At 36.2% G+C, this 16,339-nt stretch carries 17 protein-coding genes; 7 read left to right on the top strand and 10 right to left on the bottom strand.

Annotation, left to right across the window (positions count from 1 at the left end; genetic code table 11):
• Positions 1-11: 11 nt before the first annotated feature.
• Entirely contained in the window at positions 12-1,166 is a 1,155-nt protein-coding gene (gene ldmS / locus T479_RS01260) for an L-aspartate--L-methionine ligase LdmS (protein WP_038509352.1), read from the top strand.
• Positions 1,167-1,204: 38 nt separating this feature from the next.
• Here ldmS and T479_RS01265 read toward each other — a convergent pair whose 3' ends face one another.
• From T479_RS01265 to T479_RS01285, 5 genes are all read right to left on the bottom strand, one after another.
• Positions 1,205-1,906, bottom strand: coding sequence for an ABC transporter permease (locus T479_RS01265; protein ID WP_038509355.1), 702 nt, complete (start codon positions 1,904-1,906; stop codon positions 1,205-1,207).
• Entirely contained in the window at positions 1,903-2,751 is an 849-nt protein-coding gene (locus T479_RS01270) for an ABC transporter ATP-binding protein (protein ID WP_025218414.1), read from the bottom strand. Before T479_RS01270 ends, T479_RS01265 begins: the two co-directional genes overlap by 4 nt.
• Positions 2,752-2,895: 144 nt before the next feature.
• Positions 2,896-3,852: a LytTR family transcriptional regulator DNA-binding domain-containing protein gene (locus T479_RS01275; protein WP_025218415.1), complete on the bottom strand. Its 957-nt coding sequence runs from the start codon at positions 3,850-3,852 to the stop codon at positions 2,896-2,898.
• Between the two features lie 12 nt (positions 3,853-3,864).
• Positions 3,865-4,446, bottom strand: coding sequence for a dienelactone hydrolase family protein (locus T479_RS01280; protein WP_025218416.1), 582 nt, complete (start codon positions 4,444-4,446; stop codon positions 3,865-3,867).
• Between the two features lie 176 nt (positions 4,447-4,622).
• A complete protein-coding gene (locus T479_RS01285) occupies positions 4,623-5,294 on the bottom strand; it encodes a carboxymuconolactone decarboxylase family protein (RefSeq protein ID WP_024360875.1) in 672 nt (223 codons plus the stop codon).
• Between the two features lie 322 nt (positions 5,295-5,616).
• Between T479_RS01285 and T479_RS01290 the strand changes: the two genes are divergently transcribed.
• The gene (locus T479_RS01290) at positions 5,617-7,131 is read left to right on the top strand and encodes a DEAD/DEAH box helicase (protein ID WP_029747050.1); all 1,515 of its coding nucleotides are present in this window, start codon (positions 5,617-5,619) and stop codon (positions 7,129-7,131) included.
• 98 nt (positions 7,132-7,229) lie between these two features.
• Entirely contained in the window at positions 7,230-8,009 is a 780-nt protein-coding gene (locus tag T479_RS01295) for a YqhG family protein (RefSeq protein ID WP_025218417.1), read from the top strand.
• 329 nt (positions 8,010-8,338) lie between these two features.
• Here the strand turns inward: T479_RS01295 and T479_RS01300 are convergent, their stop codons facing one another.
• Positions 8,339-8,662, bottom strand: a complete 324-nt coding sequence (locus tag T479_RS01300; protein WP_024360878.1) for an ArsR/SmtB family transcription factor — start codon at positions 8,660-8,662, stop codon at positions 8,339-8,341.
• The gene (locus T479_RS01305) at positions 8,659-9,084 is read right to left on the bottom strand and encodes an SRPBCC family protein (RefSeq protein ID WP_024360879.1); all 426 of its coding nucleotides are present in this window, start codon (positions 9,082-9,084) and stop codon (positions 8,659-8,661) included. The genes T479_RS01300 and T479_RS01305 overlap by 4 nt, the downstream gene beginning before the upstream one ends.
• 177 nt (positions 9,085-9,261) lie before the next feature.
• On the opposite strand from T479_RS01305, the gene T479_RS01310 reads away from it, so the two are divergent.
• Positions 9,262-9,897: a LysE family translocator gene (locus T479_RS01310; protein ID WP_024360880.1), complete on the top strand. Its 636-nt coding sequence runs from the start codon at positions 9,262-9,264 to the stop codon at positions 9,895-9,897.
• A gap of 165 nt (positions 9,898-10,062) precedes the next feature.
• On the opposite strand, the gene T479_RS01315 is transcribed toward T479_RS01310, so the two are convergent.
• The 3 genes from T479_RS01315 to T479_RS01325 form a co-directional block, all read right to left on the bottom strand.
• Complete coding sequence (locus tag T479_RS01315; protein ID WP_024360881.1) at positions 10,063-10,869, bottom strand: SDR family NAD(P)-dependent oxidoreductase; 807 nt, start codon at positions 10,867-10,869, stop codon at positions 10,063-10,065.
• Between the two features lie 537 nt (positions 10,870-11,406).
• On the bottom strand, positions 11,407-12,111 hold the full coding sequence (locus T479_RS01320) for a hypothetical protein (RefSeq protein ID WP_024360882.1): 705 nt from the start codon (positions 12,109-12,111) through the stop codon (positions 11,407-11,409).
• 202 nt (positions 12,112-12,313) lie between these two features.
• The gene (locus T479_RS01325) at positions 12,314-13,627 is read right to left on the bottom strand and encodes a short-chain fatty acid transporter (protein WP_024360883.1); all 1,314 of its coding nucleotides are present in this window, start codon (positions 13,625-13,627) and stop codon (positions 12,314-12,316) included.
• A 307-nt stretch (positions 13,628-13,934) separates the two neighbouring features.
• Here T479_RS01325 and T479_RS01330 point away from each other — a divergent pair, with 307 nt between their 5' ends.
• From T479_RS01330 to T479_RS01340, 3 genes are all read left to right on the top strand, one after another.
• Positions 13,935-14,816 (top strand): LysR family transcriptional regulator, encoded by an 882-nt coding sequence (locus T479_RS01330; protein WP_025218418.1) that lies wholly within the window; start codon positions 13,935-13,937, stop codon positions 14,814-14,816.
• A 117-nt stretch (positions 14,817-14,933) separates the two neighbouring features.
• Positions 14,934-15,641, top strand: coding sequence for a CoA transferase subunit A (locus T479_RS01335; RefSeq protein ID WP_024360885.1), 708 nt, complete (start codon positions 14,934-14,936; stop codon positions 15,639-15,641).
• The gene (locus T479_RS01340) at positions 15,641-16,282 is read left to right on the top strand and encodes a 3-oxoacid CoA-transferase subunit B (protein ID WP_025218419.1); all 642 of its coding nucleotides are present in this window, start codon (positions 15,641-15,643) and stop codon (positions 16,280-16,282) included. Before T479_RS01335 ends, T479_RS01340 begins: the two co-directional genes overlap by 1 nt.
• The last annotated feature ends 57 nt before the right edge of the window (positions 16,283-16,339 follow it).

Genomic DNA, 16,339 nt, shown 5'->3' on the forward strand with positions numbered 1-16,339 from the left:
GGGGGACTAGTATGTTGAAGCCAAAATTAACATTGCGACAAATATATGGTGACAATGCTGTTTATACACCTCGTACACCATATAGCGATAATCCATGGATGATGGATGATTGTCATAAACTAGATGCATTAACCTCAAGGGAAGTAGCTATTGCAGATATTCCTGTTTTAGTGCACCGTGCAACACAAACAGCAAAAGCTAAAAAGCTACACGAAGTAGCTGGTTTAGCTTGGATAGAGCAACCGTATACGTATGAAACGCAAGAAGAATATTTAGCACAATTGGATGCATGGTGTGCGGAAGGAAAAACGATTGTTTGTCAGTATTTACATGATGCAGAAGATATGAATCGAAATTGTTATTGGATGGATGCAGCAAAATTTAATGAGCTTAATACGAAAGCTTACATTGATCATTTAATTGACAGTAAATACGTGCCAAGCCGATTAAACATTGAGCTGTATAAATTATCGGATGCAATGAAAAATTGGAAGCCACCTGTTGTACTTAAGCCTGGAGATGATTCGCCCACTTCTGGTGGATACGGTGTTATTATTTGCCAGAATCAGGATGAGCTCACAGAAGGTTTACGTCAATTCCGAATGAATGGGACAGAAAGTATTATTATTGAAGAGTTATTGCAAGCAAAGGATAATTATAGTTGCCAGTTCGTCTATTCAGAAGCGCTTGGTATACAATATTTGGGTGCTTCTAAACAAATGACAGATGACAATGGCATTTATGAAGGAAATGTTATTGTAGAGAAAGTACCAGAAAAAGTGATTGAAGTAGGACGCCATATAATGGAGCGTGGAGTAGCAGAAGGCTTTGTGGGTGTTGCGGGATTTGATTTAATCGTAACAGAAGCAGGAGATGTGCAAGCGATTGATTTAAACTTCCGTCAAAACGGCTCGACATCTATGCTTATGTTTCATGAAGCGTTAGGCAAACCGGTTAATAAATTTGCTTCCTACGCATCAAAAGGTGTAGAGGAGAATGCATCATTTTTTCAAACGATCGAGCAATGTATTAAACAAGGTGTTCTAGTGCCACTATCCTTTTATGATGGGGATTATTTTGAAAATAAAGTAGCATCGCGATTTATTGGTATTTGGTATGCAGATACATTACAAGAAATCGAACAACTTGAACAACAATTACTTTAAGTAAGTGAAATTGTTTGGGTGCCTGGCACTTAATCTACCTAATTTAATTTTTTATAAATAAATCCTGTGATTCCCCATGTTAACAACGACCAAACGGTAATCGTAACGATTGGAATAATACAATCCATCATTGTGTAGGGACCTTCTAAAGCTTCTGCTAATAGCACTAGCTGTGAGCTTGGTAGCCATTTCGCCAATTCTAAAATTGGGTAGGCAGAAGCCAGTGATAGGGCAAACGGTCCGAAGGAGAAAATAAGCATCACGGGCATCACGATGATGGATGCTTCCATAATCGTTTTGGCAAATAATCCACATAATGTTCCTAAAGCAATATAGAATACGGTAGAGAGCAATAGGGCAATTGCTAGGATTAAAAGATTGGCAGGCTCATAACCAACAAGGAAAATGGCCAAACTAACTACAACAACGGTAACTATAAAGACGAACAAGCTTTTTCCTATTAAAATATCTTCCAGTGAAGCAGGGGATAGCATTAAATTTCGAAGCGTATTTTTTTCTTTTTCTTCAGCTATTAAACAACATTGTACATAGGCAGTTACAACTGCGAATACTAAGTTGATTGGTAAAAAGTATGCATCAATACTGCTCGTGCCAATCTTGTTGTAAGCAAACGCTAATATAAGGGGTAAAAAAACCATAACAGATACTGCATAATTTCGTGAGAATTCCTTGTAGTCTTTCATAAAAATTGCTCTAATACGTGTAAATGACATGTTCATATTAAATCACTCCCTGTTATTTGCATAAAAATATCTCCTAAAGTTGGCTCGTTTGTGTATAGACGTGCAACTGCATTCGATTGCATCCAATCATATAGTTTTTGTGCATCCTGTTCGCCATGTTGAATCGTTTCGTAGTGACCATTTGTTAATTCGACTGTAATGGTTTCATCTCCAAATTCTTTTTTTAATTGCTTTGGTGAACCAATCGCACGTATTTTACCTTGATGTAAAAAGGCAACTCGATCACAAAGTATTTCTGCTTCACTCATATCATGTGTTGTTAAAAAGATTGTTGTCCCGAGCTCATTTAGCTTGCGTAAACCATTGTAAATATGTTGCGTATTGACAGGGTCAAGTGCTGAAGTTGGCTCATCTAAAAATAATAATTCAGGCTTGTGCATAATAGCACGAGCTAATGTCACACGCTGTATCATCCCTTTAGAAAGTTGACTTATTTTCTTTTTACGTTCTGCATAAAGGTTCACAAAATCTAATGCATCTTTTACTGCTGAAGTTGGCAATTGATATAAACTACTATAGAGTAATAAATTCTCCTCGATTGAAAGTCTCGTATACAGTCCACTATTATCAGTTAAAATGCCAAAGCGTTGACGATTTTGACTGCTCTTCATTTCACTAACAGGGCGATTAAATAATGAAACGTCACCTGCAGTTTTTTCTGTTTGTGCAGTTAAAATTTTAATAGTCGTCGTTTTGCCCGAGCCACTTGGGCCAAGAAAACCGAATATTTCACCCTTTTTAATCGTGAAAGAAACATCCTGTAAGGCAGTTTCCCTATTAAACACCTTATTTAAATGTTGTACATCAATAACTGTCTCCATGTGTAAACCTCCTGTGGTTGTTGTTAACCTAACTTTACAGTGTGATGGAGAAGTAGACATTAAATTACAGGTGAAAGGCGGAAAAATGACCTTCAAGGGAGAAATATTAAGCTGACAGGAGTCGTTTATTTCCTGGGAAATCTACTATATTCCGAGTATTTCTTTTAAATCCGCAAGTTTATTTTTCGACAAAGGGACAACCGTTTTTTCATTGCTATTTAACGCAAGACTGTAGCTATTGCGGGTCCAAGTAATGATTTCACGCACCTTTTGGAGGTTAACGATATAAGAACGATGACTTCTAAAAAAGCCGAATGGTGTCAATTTCTGTTCTAAGTCATTAAGAGATAGTGTGCAAGGATAGGCTTCATTTGCAACATATACGCTTACAACGCCTTCCACACTTTCAATATAATCTATTTCTGGTGGGTTAAATAAAATGATTTTGTCATTTTTCTTTGTTGGGATTTTATCAAAGCGGATAGGTGCATTGTCGATTGGTGTGGAAACTGTTTCAATTTCATCCTCTTTTACATCCAATGCATGTAAACCTAATGCATCTAATCTATATATTTCGCCACTCGAAATAATCAAGTCTTCCAAATTATTTGAAAGTAAAATAACGGTTTTTTCTTTTTTTTGTAGAGCGGCAAGTAATTGTTGTACGCTATGCTTGGAAAATTCATCTAGATTTTGAAATGGTTCCTCGATTACTTGAATTTGTGCTGAATTAAGATATGTATGAAGCAGTTTTAAACGTTGCTTTTCACCGTTTTGAAGTTTATTGATTTTTTTGTTTTTGTGTTCGGTAAGTGTTAAAAGCTTTAAAATTTCGTCTTTATTGTGCAAGGGAATTGTATAAAGCTTCAAACAAAATTGAATATACTCCATCACTGTCAGGCGCTCATATAAAGCACTTTCTCGCAAACAAGTATAACAATTAGGTTGTTTTAAAAACCATTCCATTAATGGCTTGATTTTAGCAACGTCAGTATAAATGCCAATAATACAGTCTGGTTGCAGTGGAAATTGAAAGCTTGGATAAATAATATTTCCTGATTCAATAAAAGGTTCGATTTCAATATATTTATTTTGGTTCATGCTAAGCACTCCTTATAGCTGTTCCTTATGTAAGAAATAATGAATGACAGATTGCGCCTGTAAATAACTATTGTTGCAATAGTTTGAATTGTTGTAGTCCATAAAGCCATGCTTCCCACTTAATTGAGCAGTTTGTACAAACGGCAATCGCTCTATTGCCTTTTTCAATTCATTTACATCAAAGCTTTTTTCATGACTAGGTAAAATGACCAATGTTGGACATGTAGGATGGACGTCTAAGTATTGACGTATTCTTGAGCTGTAAATACAAATAATACGATGAATTGGTAAGTTAGAGAGTCTCCATGCCAATGTTGCACCGACGCTAAATCCGATTAAAACCACTTCATCATATTGTACTTTTGCTTCCAATAGAAGAAGTGTTAGTCGTTCAAGTGGGCGATCAAAGCCGATTTCTTGCGTGAAATATTGATAAGCTTCCTTTTCCTGACTATATGAAAATACTTTGCCGTTGGAATACAGAGAAATACTTTCTACGTTTGTATTTGAATCACTATATGTTTGTCCTTGATCTTTTATAAAATCATTTACACCGTAAATTTCATGTAGAATAAAGATTTTTTTTCTTTTCATAGTAACCTCTTTTTCCAATAGTGTAACAAAAAGTATTTAAAGCGTACATTTAATAAAAAACATTGAATTTATAAGCGAGTTACCTTAGCGAATAATAACGATTACCGCAAAAAAAGTGTTAGATTGATTGCGGTCAATCTAACACTCTTGCTCTTTTAACAAACAGTCTAAATATTTTACGTAAGAAGGGCTACTTGATCGTAGGCGTTTAAGGCATTGACACCATGGGCTAAGGCAGAACCCGCCTTTAATGCAGTAGCAACCATAATAGACTCAGCAATTTCCTCTTTGGAAACGCCTAATTTTTTTGCTGCTTGGACATGTAGAGAAATGCAATAAGGGCAGCCTGTAGTATGGGCAACAGCAATAGCAATGAGTTCTTTTTCATATCCTGTTAATAGCCCGTCCTTCATTGTTTTTGTATCAAAGTCAATAAAAGCGTTAAAGGCGCTAGAATGTAGAGTAGAAAATTCTTTAATTCGTAAAAAATACTGTTCTTTATATAGTTCCTCATCCGTATTGCCATCATAGGCGTTTAAGGCATTGACCCCGTGGGCTAGAGCAGAACCCGCCTTGAGTGCGGTAGCAATCATAATAGCTTCACTAGCCTCTTCTTTTGAAGCATTTTTTTGTTTAGCCTGTGTAATATGCAATTCAATGCAATAGGGACAACCTGTCGTATGAGCCACAGCAATGGCGATTAACTCTTTTAATTTAGCTGATAATTTCCCTTCCTTTAAAGCGAGTGTATCGAATTTAACAAAGGCATGAAAAGATTCAGGTGAAAGGTTGGCGAATTCACCTAAACGATTAAAATAATTTTTTTGATAAAGACTATTAGTTGACATGGAACCCTCTCCTCAACATTTGTATTTTTGTTATTCTAGCAAAAATTTCCGTCTTTCAAAGCAATTACTAAAATCTAGTGAAAAGTTGTGTGCTTATTTCTACTAAAGAATATTAAATAATCCTATAAATGTAAATTTATTTTGAAAAATTTAAAAATAGAACTAAAAATCAAAGGAAATATGTATTTTTTACGAAGACTAGAAAATAGGGTTGGTTTTATTCGATTAAAAGATTGTCTTACTTACTGAGATATTCCTATAAATAATGGTCATAGCTTTTTCTTTTTTGGACAACCTAATTTAGAAATAATAGCATGAGGTGATGATCATGATAGTGGAGAGGTCGTCCGATTGGCAAGAAGGCTTTTTAAATAGGCTAAATAATGCTGAAAAATGGCATAGTTGGACTTTGTACAAAATGAACTATGAAATTGTGAAAATGAATTTAATTCCGGAATTTACTGGTTTACAAGCACCTAAATTTTTGCCCAAACTAACACCACTTGCCCATCAATTAGAAGCAGCGCAAACCGTTATTGAACGTATGAATGGGAAAGCGATATTAGCAGACGAGGTGGGACTTGGTAAAACGATTGAAGCAGGTCTTATTTTAAAGGAATATTTGATACGAGGGCTTGTAAAAAAGGCTTTAATTTTAGCACCAGCATCTCTGATTAACCAATGGATAGAAGAATTGAATCAAAAATTCCACATTCCCGCAATGGCGTATAAAAAAAATTGCCCAATTGAGCGTTACGATATTGTTATTATGAGCATGGATACCGCCAAAAAAAGCCCACATAAAGAACTTATTTATGCGCAAGATTATGACATGATTATTATTGACGAGGCGCATAAATTAAAAAATCATAAAACCCAAATATACGATTTCGTACAAGGATTAAAGAAGAAGTTTTGCTTATTACTAACGGCAACTCCTATTCAAAATGATGTTTTTGAACTTTATTATCTTATTTCGCTACTAAAACCAGGTCATCTTGGTAATTATGAAACGTTCCAGTCTGCATTTTCTGCAAGCAAGCACGATTTACAGCATGATGACTATTTAAAAGAATTAGTCAATCAAGTGATGGTAAGAAATCGAAGAGAGGATACAGGCATTGAGTGGACCAATAGACGTGTTCAAATTGTGCCAATTCACTTTAGCCCTGAAGAAATGGAAGTGTATCACCTGCTTGGTACGCTAACATCTACAGCCTCCTTTTCATTAATTACGTTGCAAAAGGAAATGTGCAGCAGTAAAGAGGCGACTGCACTTACATTATCTAAAATGCTTGAAAACAGTGCTGAACGTGAAGCGTTAGAAGAAATTCTAGCAAAAGTTATGGCGTTAGAAGTCAACTCGAAGGCCCAAAAAACGCTTGAGATTATTGAACAAGCGAAAGATAAAGTCATTATTTTTACAGAGTATCGTGCAACGCAAATTTACTTGCAGTGGTATTTACACTCACACGGTATTACGAGTGTTTTATTTAATGGTAAGTTCAATAAAAACAAGCGGGATTACATGAAACACGTATTTAAGGAAAAAGCGCAAGTGCTGATTGCAACTGAGGCAGGGGGAGAGGGGATTAACCTTCAATTTTGCCATCATGTAATTAATTACGATTTGCCTTGGAATCCAATGAAGCTGGAACAACGCATAGGTCGTGTGCATCGTCTAGGTCAAGAACATGACGTTCATATTTATAATCTTGCAGTAGAAGATACGATTGAAATAGATATTTTAGCATTGCTGCATACAAAAATTGATGTGTTTGAAAAGGTAGTTGGCGACCTAGATGCCATTTTAACGAATTTCAAAAAAACAGTCTAAACTTGCTTTGGTAGAAGTGCATTGTTGCTAATGAAGTTTGAATGTCCAAGATGTACTTCATTTTTGGCGGGAATGAAATTATTGTAAGGGGAGAGGGCATGTATCCACAACAAGTTCATAATTATTTACGACAATTTTTCTTAGAAAATGAATGTGATATGGTCTTTGAGGATGAGCATTATTTAACAGTACAATTAACGATTGCTATGGATAAAAGAATTATGAACCGCCCTTTTTACTGGCAATATGTTGAAGCAACCAATGGCGAACCTAACCCTGCACAAGTTACCTTTATTACAGAGCAAAATGCAATGTCAGGAAAGGTAATCGGGGAAGTTGTCCATTTTGGCTCACCTAGGCTCAATCAAATATTTCAAGCAACAAGAGAGCTTGGAGCCTTTGTTCAAATGTTTCAAAAAGTGGATGCAGAGATAGGGCAAGTATTGCTTACCCCATGGCTTGGCGTAAATTATAAAGTGTCGTATTGTTGCGATCGAACGAAAGAAATGCTGTACTCTTTTGGTATTAACTTACTGACAGGAACGATAAATAATAATTTCCATGAAGCAATAGATAGCATCGATTGGGACAGCACACAGTCTGAAAACGCATTTTATGTACAACATATTATTAAGCCAGAACGTGCACTTCAGCGCTTGGATAAAGCAATCGATGCAATTATTCAACAGGATGACCATACATGGGCTGAACAAGCAAAAAAGAGATGGCAACGAGACCAGCGTGTTTTAGACTACTTTTATGAAGATGTAGAGGAAAAGCCGGAGTGTTATGAGGTTGAAAAAAAAGCATTAGAAGAACAATATGATGCAAAAATTAAAATTGAAATTGTGAATGGTGGATTATTTTATATGAGATAAAAACATGTAAGAGGCTGGGACTTAACTAAAAAAGTTTAAGGAACAGAGGAAAGGTATTGCTATATGGAGACCTTATCTATTCTTGCTTTTGCAATAAATAAAAAATTAGAAGGGTTCACTAGTTGTTGGTAGCGAAGGGGTGACTCCTGCTCAGAACGCACACAGCGTAAGACGTTGGCATTTTTGCGCGTTAGCGAGGGTTGCGGCTTACTGTGCTGAGCGGAAAGCACCGCCGAAGCGGACAACAATGGCGCAGCAAAAAAGGTGTTAGATTGACTGCCATCAATCTAACACCTTTTCTCTTTTGTCCCAGCGGCTTAAGTTTTGCGCTATTCGTCGTTATCAATAATATGTTGCAACTGCGCCAATTTATTATTCCAAAACAAGTCAAAATATTGTAACCAGTCTTCAATCTCTTTTAACCGATCAGTGTGTAACGTGTAAATTTTTTCACGCCCTTTCTTTTGGGCGGATACTAGCTCGGCTTGTTCTAAAACGTGCAGATGCTTGACGACAGCAGTTCTACTAATAGTAAAGTGGTCAGCAATTAGTGCAATGGGTTTATCGCTTGATGCTAATAGTTGTAGTACATGACGTCTTGTCGGGTCAGCAATTGCTTGAAAAACATCAACCTTGTTTGCAAGCTGCGTCATGCAGTTTCCACAGTCTCTTTTAATTTTTTGCCAACAAGCATCGACCAACCATTGTCCATATTTTGACGAACAGCGTCAGCAGGCATGTTTGCTTTTGGAATTAGATGAGATGCTTCTTTCCAGCCACCATGAGTTAATGTAAATACTGTTTGCTCTCCAGATTGTTTTAACTCAAATGTAACAAACCACCCATCAGTATCCCATGCAAAACGGACAAAATGTGGTGCATCTACTTTTTCAACTTTACAGGGCGATGGGCCAAAGGGTGATTGGAGTGTAAATGCATGCCCTTCTATTGGTTTAAAATCATTGGGCATAAACCAAGAACCTAGTTTTTTAGCATCTGTAACAGTGTCCCAAACCTTCTCGATTGGCGCGTTGAACGTAACAGTTTTCACAATATTTTGCAGTTGCTCTGACATCATATAGTCTCCTCTATTTTAAAAATATAACCATTAGGTGTTATGAATATATAACACCTAATGGTTATATGTCAATTAATTAGAATGTAACCGATTTTGAAGTCCGCCCCTTTTTCAAGCAGATTACGTATGATAGAATTATTTTTATAATTTTCAGACGAATGGGGGGGAGTTAGCATGGAAAATATACCGATGTTTTTACTGATGTGTATTTTGTTAATTATTTTGCCTGGACCTGATACAGCTATTGCGACAAAAAATACATTAACAATCAATAAAAGAGGAGGCTTACAAACGATTATAGGCTCTTGCTGTGGATTATTTATTCATACATTAGCGGCGGTTATTGGTCTATCAGCGATAATTGTAAAATCAGCCTATCTATTTGCGATTTTAAAATACGTCGGAGCAGTGTATTTATGTTACTTAGGTGCCAAGACGTTATGGACGTTAAAAAAGATGCCCGTGCAGTCATCCGTTGTCGATGAAGAAACGCAAATTGACAACAAATATGCGCATCAATCTTGCTTTAAACAAGGCTTCTTAACCAATGTTACAAATCCAAAAGTAGCAGTCTTTTTTTTAACGTTCTTACCGCAATTTGTAGACGGTTCTAACAGTACATTTTTTCCATTTCTACTAATGGGGCTTATTTATACTGCTTTAACCGCTTTATGGTTTGTTTTCTATGTCTATTTATTAGATAAAATTAGTGCTTTTATGAAGAAGCCTATGACAAAGGCAGTAATCGAAGGCCTAACAGGAACCGTTTTAATTGGCTTCGGCATTAAATTAGCCTTAGAAAAGGGTTAGGTGTCAGGCACTCAAACAATTTCAGGCACTCAAACAATTAAAACAGGCTGTAGACAATTCCGGATTTCGGAATGGATCTACAGCCTGAGACAACAAGGATATAAATATCGATAAATTTGAACACGAATAGCAATTTTAAGCTAGTTCAATCAGTTAAAAAGGTAATTATTTTTGTAGATTTGCAGCCCAAATATTTGTATCTGCAATAGTTGGATTTGCCATGTAATGGCCACCTTCGATTTGAAGTGTTTGACCAGTCATAAATTTCGATTCGTCAGATGCTAAATACACTACTGCGTAGCCGATATCATCAGCTTCACCATTGTATGGTAGGGCGTTGTATTTTGTGAAAATATCTAGTAAATCCTGTGGTAAGTTGTTTTTAGCTGCAGGTGTTAAAATTAACCCTGGTGCTATCGCATTACAACGGATTTTATCTTTACCGTATTGAGTGGCAATGTATTTAGTTAAGTGAACGACGCCAGCTTTTGTCGTACCATAAGCTGTACGTATTTGGTCACTTGCAAATGCGCCCATAGAAGCTGTGTTAATGATAGAACCACCACCAGCTTTTTGCATATGAGGAATAGCGAAGCGGCTACCTAGTAAAACTGATTTTAAGTTTACATTTACTAGACGATCCCACTCATCTAAATCGATATTTACAACATCTAAATCTTTTTGTAAGTTTGTTAAACCAACATTATTAAATAGAACGGTAATAGTACCGTATTGTGCAACCGTAAACTCTACTGCATCTTCAATAGATTGCGCATCGCCTGCATCTAAGAACACTGCGGATGCTTCATAACCTTCTTTTACTAAAGAAGCTGCAACTTCTTTTGCTCCTTCAATATTAAAATCAGCAATAACAACTTTTGCTCCTTCTTTCGCTAACAAAGTTGCTGCGGATAAACCGATGCCTGACGCGCCGCCAGTAACAAGCGCTACTTTATTTTCCACACGTTTCATACATAACTCCTCCTAGAATGAGTGATAAACAGAATATTGACAGATAAAAATAAATCATATTCAATATAACTTCATTTAAATAACAATAGATAGTTTAACACTAAACTAATGAGAAATGAAATAAAAAGTATAGCTCGTATTTAAAAATATTTGCTTATAACAAAGTACGTTAAAATTATTTTTGTGGCTGCTTAGTGTTCGTAAAAATAAGGTGCTTAAGCCGTTCCTCCATAACCTTTTTCTTTTCCTTTCGGCACTTTCTAATATGCAGCGTTTTCCGTATCAAATAGCTTCCTATGATTACGACACAAAACAGTATTAAAAAAATCAGCATCAAAAAAATTCCTTTTTATATAATTTGATAGAACATAGGTGTAGCTATAATGACGTTCCCTCTGTATAGAGAGAGGGGCTGCACGCAAATCATTTTCTGTACATGCTGCAATTGACAGCTACACGTCGCTGAAGACTATTTGTCTTTTTAACAGTAATAATGAACATCCTAAAAGAAGCAATTAAGCCCATCCGAAAGCATAATTAAAACAACGGCAGATGAGAGTCCATTGATAGCTCATTATTAACGAAAATTCGATTGCTAATGACGAAAGATAATAACATTTTTAAGGCAATAATTTTGTGGGCGCCATCTTGTAAAATAACGATTTTTGTAAATTTTAAATTGGCTATGCGATTAGCCAAAGCATATTCATTACAATTTGTAATGGAACCTCCCATAGGATGACAACCTAATACAAAATTACCTGCATAAGAATCTTTTAAGACATTGGGATGCATGGATTGATAGTGTACTTCCAAAATACTGTCCCCATCGTTCATAAACCGATTAGCAATGAGGAAATTTTTGAGTGCCCCTTTTAAATCAATGGCAATTGCAGTATCTGCTAAAATTGCTCGGAAATAAACAGATACAATATTAGCATTTCCTATGTAAGGCTTAACTTCTACATTTATCTCTCCTGAAGGTAAAACAGATAGATGTACATTTGCTTCATGAATACCATCTGTTAACTTCATCATTGTTTTCCCGTAGTGCATACTTTTTATAAAAATACTATTATCGTCCATATAAGCCACTGCAATTTGATTATTTTCAACTTGTAGCCACTTCGCTTCAATTCCTAATACTTCTACACAATTTTGTAGTTCATATACGTGGTGCTGAAATGAGAAACCCATATAATCCAAATTAACGGTACGATTTTCAAGCAATTGCTTCAACATCTGTGCTATCTCCAATCTTTGATAAATTATGACAAATTTCTTATTTGATTATAGGAAATGAAACTCTCAAAAAACTCTCAACTAGTCTAATATATCGACATTATAAAAAATAAAATGGTTACTTAGGTCTTAAACTAAACCAAAAAACCCCACAAGAACGGTATTAACGCTCTTTGTGAGGTTCTAAAAAATTCAATAGTAACTAGAAGAAGTACAGTCCGATACTAATGATAATTCCTGTAAAGATCAGGATAAATAAACAGAATCCCATAATATCTTTTGCCTTTAAACCTGCAATTGCGAGTGCTGGGAGGGCCCAAAATGGCTGAATCATATTTGTCCAAGCATCTCCCCAAGCGATAGCCATAGCCGTTTTGGCATAATCCGCACCTAGAGTCGTTGCAGCATCTAACATAATGGGTGCTTGAACCGTCCATTGGCCACCGCCAGAAGGTACAAAAAAGTTGACAAGCCCCGCAGAGAAAAATGTGAATAAATAGAAAGTATGGTCGTTTGAAATGTTGACAAACCATTCAGAAAATACCGCCGCTAAGCCAGAAGCGGTCATCATCCCCATAATACCGGCGTAAAAAGGGAATTGGAATACTATACCTGTTGTTGTTTTAATTGCATCTTGTGCAGCGGCAAGAAAACGCTGCGGTGTACCATGAAAAATAATTCCCAGTACAATAAAAATCGTATTTACAACATTTAAATTTAAAACAAAGCCTTTTGTAATAAAATGCTGAATTAAATAAATAACACCGATAAGACCAATTAATATTGTTAGAATGTAGCTGCGCTCTGAACGGCTTGCAAAATGATTTTCAGCTTTTGGCAGCTCTATTTTTTCCTCAATTAATAAAGAAGGTTCAATTTCTACGACATCCTCTTCCTTTGGCATCATCCAACGGTTAAATAATGGCAATGTCAGAACAATGACAATGACAATAAATAAGTTGTATGTAGAGAAAAGTGTAACGTCTGTTGGGATTACACCCATAATATTTGCAAAAGGATGCCCCTCCGTTGCAATTGATAATGGAACGGAACCTGCTAAACCTCCGTGCCAAATAACAAATCCTGAATAAGCACTGGCAATTAATAAACGATAGTCCACTTTTTTAACATGACGTGCAATTTCTTTTGCAAAAAGTGCCCCTATGACTAGTCCGAATCCCCAGTTAATCCAGCAAGCAATTAATGAAATAAATGTCACAATTATAATTGCCATGCTTGGCGTTTTAATTTTACTAGCGACTGCTGATAAGCCTTTTTTAAAGACAGGGCTATTCGCTAAAATATGTCCAGCAGCTAAAACAATGACCATTTGCATAGTAAAGGATAATAACTCCCAAAAGCCGTCTCCCCAGTAAGTAACCATATCTAATGGAGAGGAATCTGTTAGTGTGACCCCTAATAATAACACTAGTACTGTGAGTATAGTGACAAATATGTATGGGTCAGGCAAATACTTTTCCATAATAGCATTCGATAGTTTTGTTAACGTTTTCAATCTAGTAAACCCCCTTTTATTTCTACCATCCCTTATTCCTAATATTACATAGGGTGGCTTGTAAATAAAGATAAAAATGGTATGAAAGACAGTAAATGAAACGTAAAATAGAAATAAAGAATTGGAACAGCTCTTCTGAAATTAGCTATTTAAATATTATGGAACATATAAGAAAACCTTATCATTCTTGAATTTATTCCCGTTACGTTTTGCAAGAAGGATTAAAAGATAAGGAGTAGAATTTATTACTAATAAACACTTTTAGAACTTTTTTTATAACAAATAAGAATAAATAAGGGGTCATTAAATGGAATTACGTGATTTAAAGGCATTTATGGATGTGGTGGAATACGGAAGTTTTACAAAAGCAGCAAGTGAGTCCTTTGTATCCCAGCCCTCATTAAGTAAGAGCATAAAAAAATTAGAGGATAATCTTCACGTCGAGTTATTGAATCGGTCCACACGACATGTAGAGTTAACGGATGCAGGACATATTGTATATAAGCAAGGACAAAAAATTATGCGCTCAGTCCATGATTTGCATATATTGCTAGATGACTTGTTAAATATTAAAACAGGAACTATAAAATTAGGTATTCCACCACTGATAGGCACGTTGTTTTTCCCAGAAATTGCTCGTAAGTTTCATCAGCAATATCCAAATGTTCATTTAGAGCTAGTGGAACGTGGAGCGAAGTTAATAGGCACTTTAGTGGAAAATGGTGAAGTGGATATGGGGATTGTCGTTTTACCTACCGACGAGCGAAAATTTGTTGTGCAATCTTTTGTGGAAGATCAGTTTTTTGTCTATATAAATGAACAGCATCCTTTAGCGCAGCAGGATACTATTTTATTACAAGATTTAAAAAATGAATCGTTTATTATTTTTACAGAGGAATTTACGTTGCATGATTATGTGATTAAATCCTGTAAAAGTGCTGGATTTACGCCGATTATCGGATACAAAAGCTCACAATGGGATTTAATCGTGGAGTTAGTGTCTTCAAATTTGGGTGTAACGCTGTTGCCTTATTCTATTGCGGCAAAGCAAACGAATCAAAATGTAAAAATTATACCGTTACAGAACTATCATATGCCGTGGCGCCTTGGCGTTATTACGAAAAAAAATACATATCAATCTTATGCTTTAAAGCAATTATTAAAGACAATACGATCGGAAGAAACATAGTAACAATGCAGTTATTCGATTTTAGAATAAATAACATTCCAATTAATTCCTTTACTTATAAAACAAGAATGATGTAGAATTTTTCTTAATAAACGAGCAATTTTAGGGGGTTTCGATATGGAGAACGGGAAAGTGTGGCATTCGTTTGAGGAAGCCGTTGCAGATATTAAAGAAGGTGCTACGTTAGCAGTTGGGGGATTTGGTTTATGTGGTATTCCAGAAAAGGCAATTGCAGCATTACAACAAAAGGGAACAAAAGACTTAACCGTTGTAAGCAATAATTGCGGAGTGGATAATTGGGGATTAGGATTATTACTAGCTAATAAACAAATAAAAAAAATCATTGCTTCCTATGTTGGCGAAAATAAAATTTTCGAACAGCAGTTTTTAAACGGCGAGTTAGAAGTAGAGCTCGCGCCACAAGGAACGTTAGCTGAGCGGCTACGAGCTGGTGGAGCAGGTATTCCAGGATTTTATACAGCGACAGGGGTTGGCACGCCTATTGCAGAGGGCAAGGAAGTAAAGGTTTTCGATGGCAAAGAATATATTTTAGAACAAGGGATTGTTGCAGATTTTGCGCTTGTCAAAGCATGGAAAGCAGACAAGCTAGGCAACTTAATTTATAGAAAAACATCACGTAATTTTAATCCGTTAGCAGCAATGGCTGGCAAAATTACAATTGCAGAAGTAGAAGAAATTGTGGAAGTGGGCGAACTAGATCCAGATCATATCCACACACCAGGTGTCTTTGTGCAACGTGTCTTACTCGGTGACAAATATGAAAAACGTATTGAGCGTTTGACAGTGAAAAAGGAGGAAGCATGATGGTGGATACAAGACATAGAATAGTGAATAGAGCAGTGCAAGAAATTGAAAATGGTATGAATGTCAATTTAGGTATTGGTATCCCAACACTTATTGCCAATGCTATTCCTGCTGACTACGAGGTGTTATTACAATCTGAAAATGGCCTTCTTGGCATTGGCCCTTATCCAGAGGAGAGTATGGTAGACCCTGACCTCATTAATGCAGGGAAGGAAACGGTGACAGCCGTGCCAGGCGCATCCTTTTTTGATAGCGCTGATTCCTTTGCCATGATACGTGGGGGGCATATTGATCTTGCAATTTTAGGTGGTATGGAAGTTTCGGAAACTGGGGATCTAGCGAATTGGATGATTCCAGGAAAAATGATTAAAGGCATGGGCGGTGCTATGGACCTTGTTGTCGGCGCGAAAAGAGTTATCGTGGTGATGGAGCATGTCAATAAAAATGGAGAATCAAAAATTAAAAAGCAGTGTGAGCTACCGTTAACAGGAAAAGGTGTCGTGCACAGATTAATAACGGACTTGGCTGTATTCGATTTTACAGATGCAGGCATGCAACTCATCGAATTAGCAGAGGGTGTGACATTGGAAGAGGTAAAAGAGAAAACGGCTGCTTCATTTAATGTTGCTTTATCCCATTAATTAATAAGAGACCAGTTTACCTTGTGAAGGTAAGCTGGTTATTTGAATTTTAAGGAG

Origin of the sequence: Lysinibacillus sphaericus, assembly GCF_000600105.1 — a bacterium.
GTDB classification, from domain to species: Bacteria; Bacillota; Bacilli; order Bacillales_A; family Planococcaceae; genus Lysinibacillus; species Lysinibacillus sphaericus.

Coding starts and splice junctions, on each gene's coding strand:
- ldmS (WP_038509352.1), top strand. CDS start 12: ATGTTGAAGCCAAAATTAACATTGCGACAAATATATGGTGACAATGCT.
- T479_RS01265 (WP_038509355.1), bottom strand. CDS start 1,906: ATGAACATGTCATTTACACGTATTAGAGCAATTTTTATGAAAGACTAC.
- T479_RS01270 (WP_025218414.1), bottom strand. CDS start 2,751: ATGGAGACAGTTATTGATGTACAACATTTAAATAAGGTGTTTAATAGG.
- T479_RS01275 (WP_025218415.1), bottom strand. CDS start 3,852: ATGAACCAAAATAAATATATTGAAATCGAACCTTTTATTGAATCAGGA.
- T479_RS01280 (WP_025218416.1), bottom strand. CDS start 4,446: ATGAAAAGAAAAAAAATCTTTATTCTACATGAAATTTACGGTGTAAAT.
- T479_RS01285 (WP_024360875.1), bottom strand. CDS start 5,294: ATGTCAACTAATAGTCTTTATCAAAAAAATTATTTTAATCGTTTAGGT.
- T479_RS01290 (WP_029747050.1), top strand. CDS start 5,617: ATGATCATGATAGTGGAGAGGTCGTCCGATTGGCAAGAAGGCTTTTTA.
- T479_RS01295 (WP_025218417.1), top strand. CDS start 7,230: ATGTATCCACAACAAGTTCATAATTATTTACGACAATTTTTCTTAGAA.
- T479_RS01300 (WP_024360878.1), bottom strand. CDS start 8,662: ATGACGCAGCTTGCAAACAAGGTTGATGTTTTTCAAGCAATTGCTGAC.
- T479_RS01305 (WP_024360879.1), bottom strand. CDS start 9,084: ATGTCAGAGCAACTGCAAAATATTGTGAAAACTGTTACGTTCAACGCG.
- T479_RS01310 (WP_024360880.1), top strand. CDS start 9,262: ATGGAAAATATACCGATGTTTTTACTGATGTGTATTTTGTTAATTATT.
- T479_RS01315 (WP_024360881.1), bottom strand. CDS start 10,869: ATGAAACGTGTGGAAAATAAAGTAGCGCTTGTTACTGGCGGCGCGTCA.
- T479_RS01320 (WP_024360882.1), bottom strand. CDS start 12,111: ATGTTGAAGCAATTGCTTGAAAATCGTACCGTTAATTTGGATTATATG.
- T479_RS01330 (WP_025218418.1), top strand. CDS start 13,935: ATGGAATTACGTGATTTAAAGGCATTTATGGATGTGGTGGAATACGGA.
- T479_RS01335 (WP_024360885.1), top strand. CDS start 14,934: ATGGAGAACGGGAAAGTGTGGCATTCGTTTGAGGAAGCCGTTGCAGAT.
- T479_RS01340 (WP_025218419.1), top strand. CDS start 15,641: ATGGTGGATACAAGACATAGAATAGTGAATAGAGCAGTGCAAGAAATT.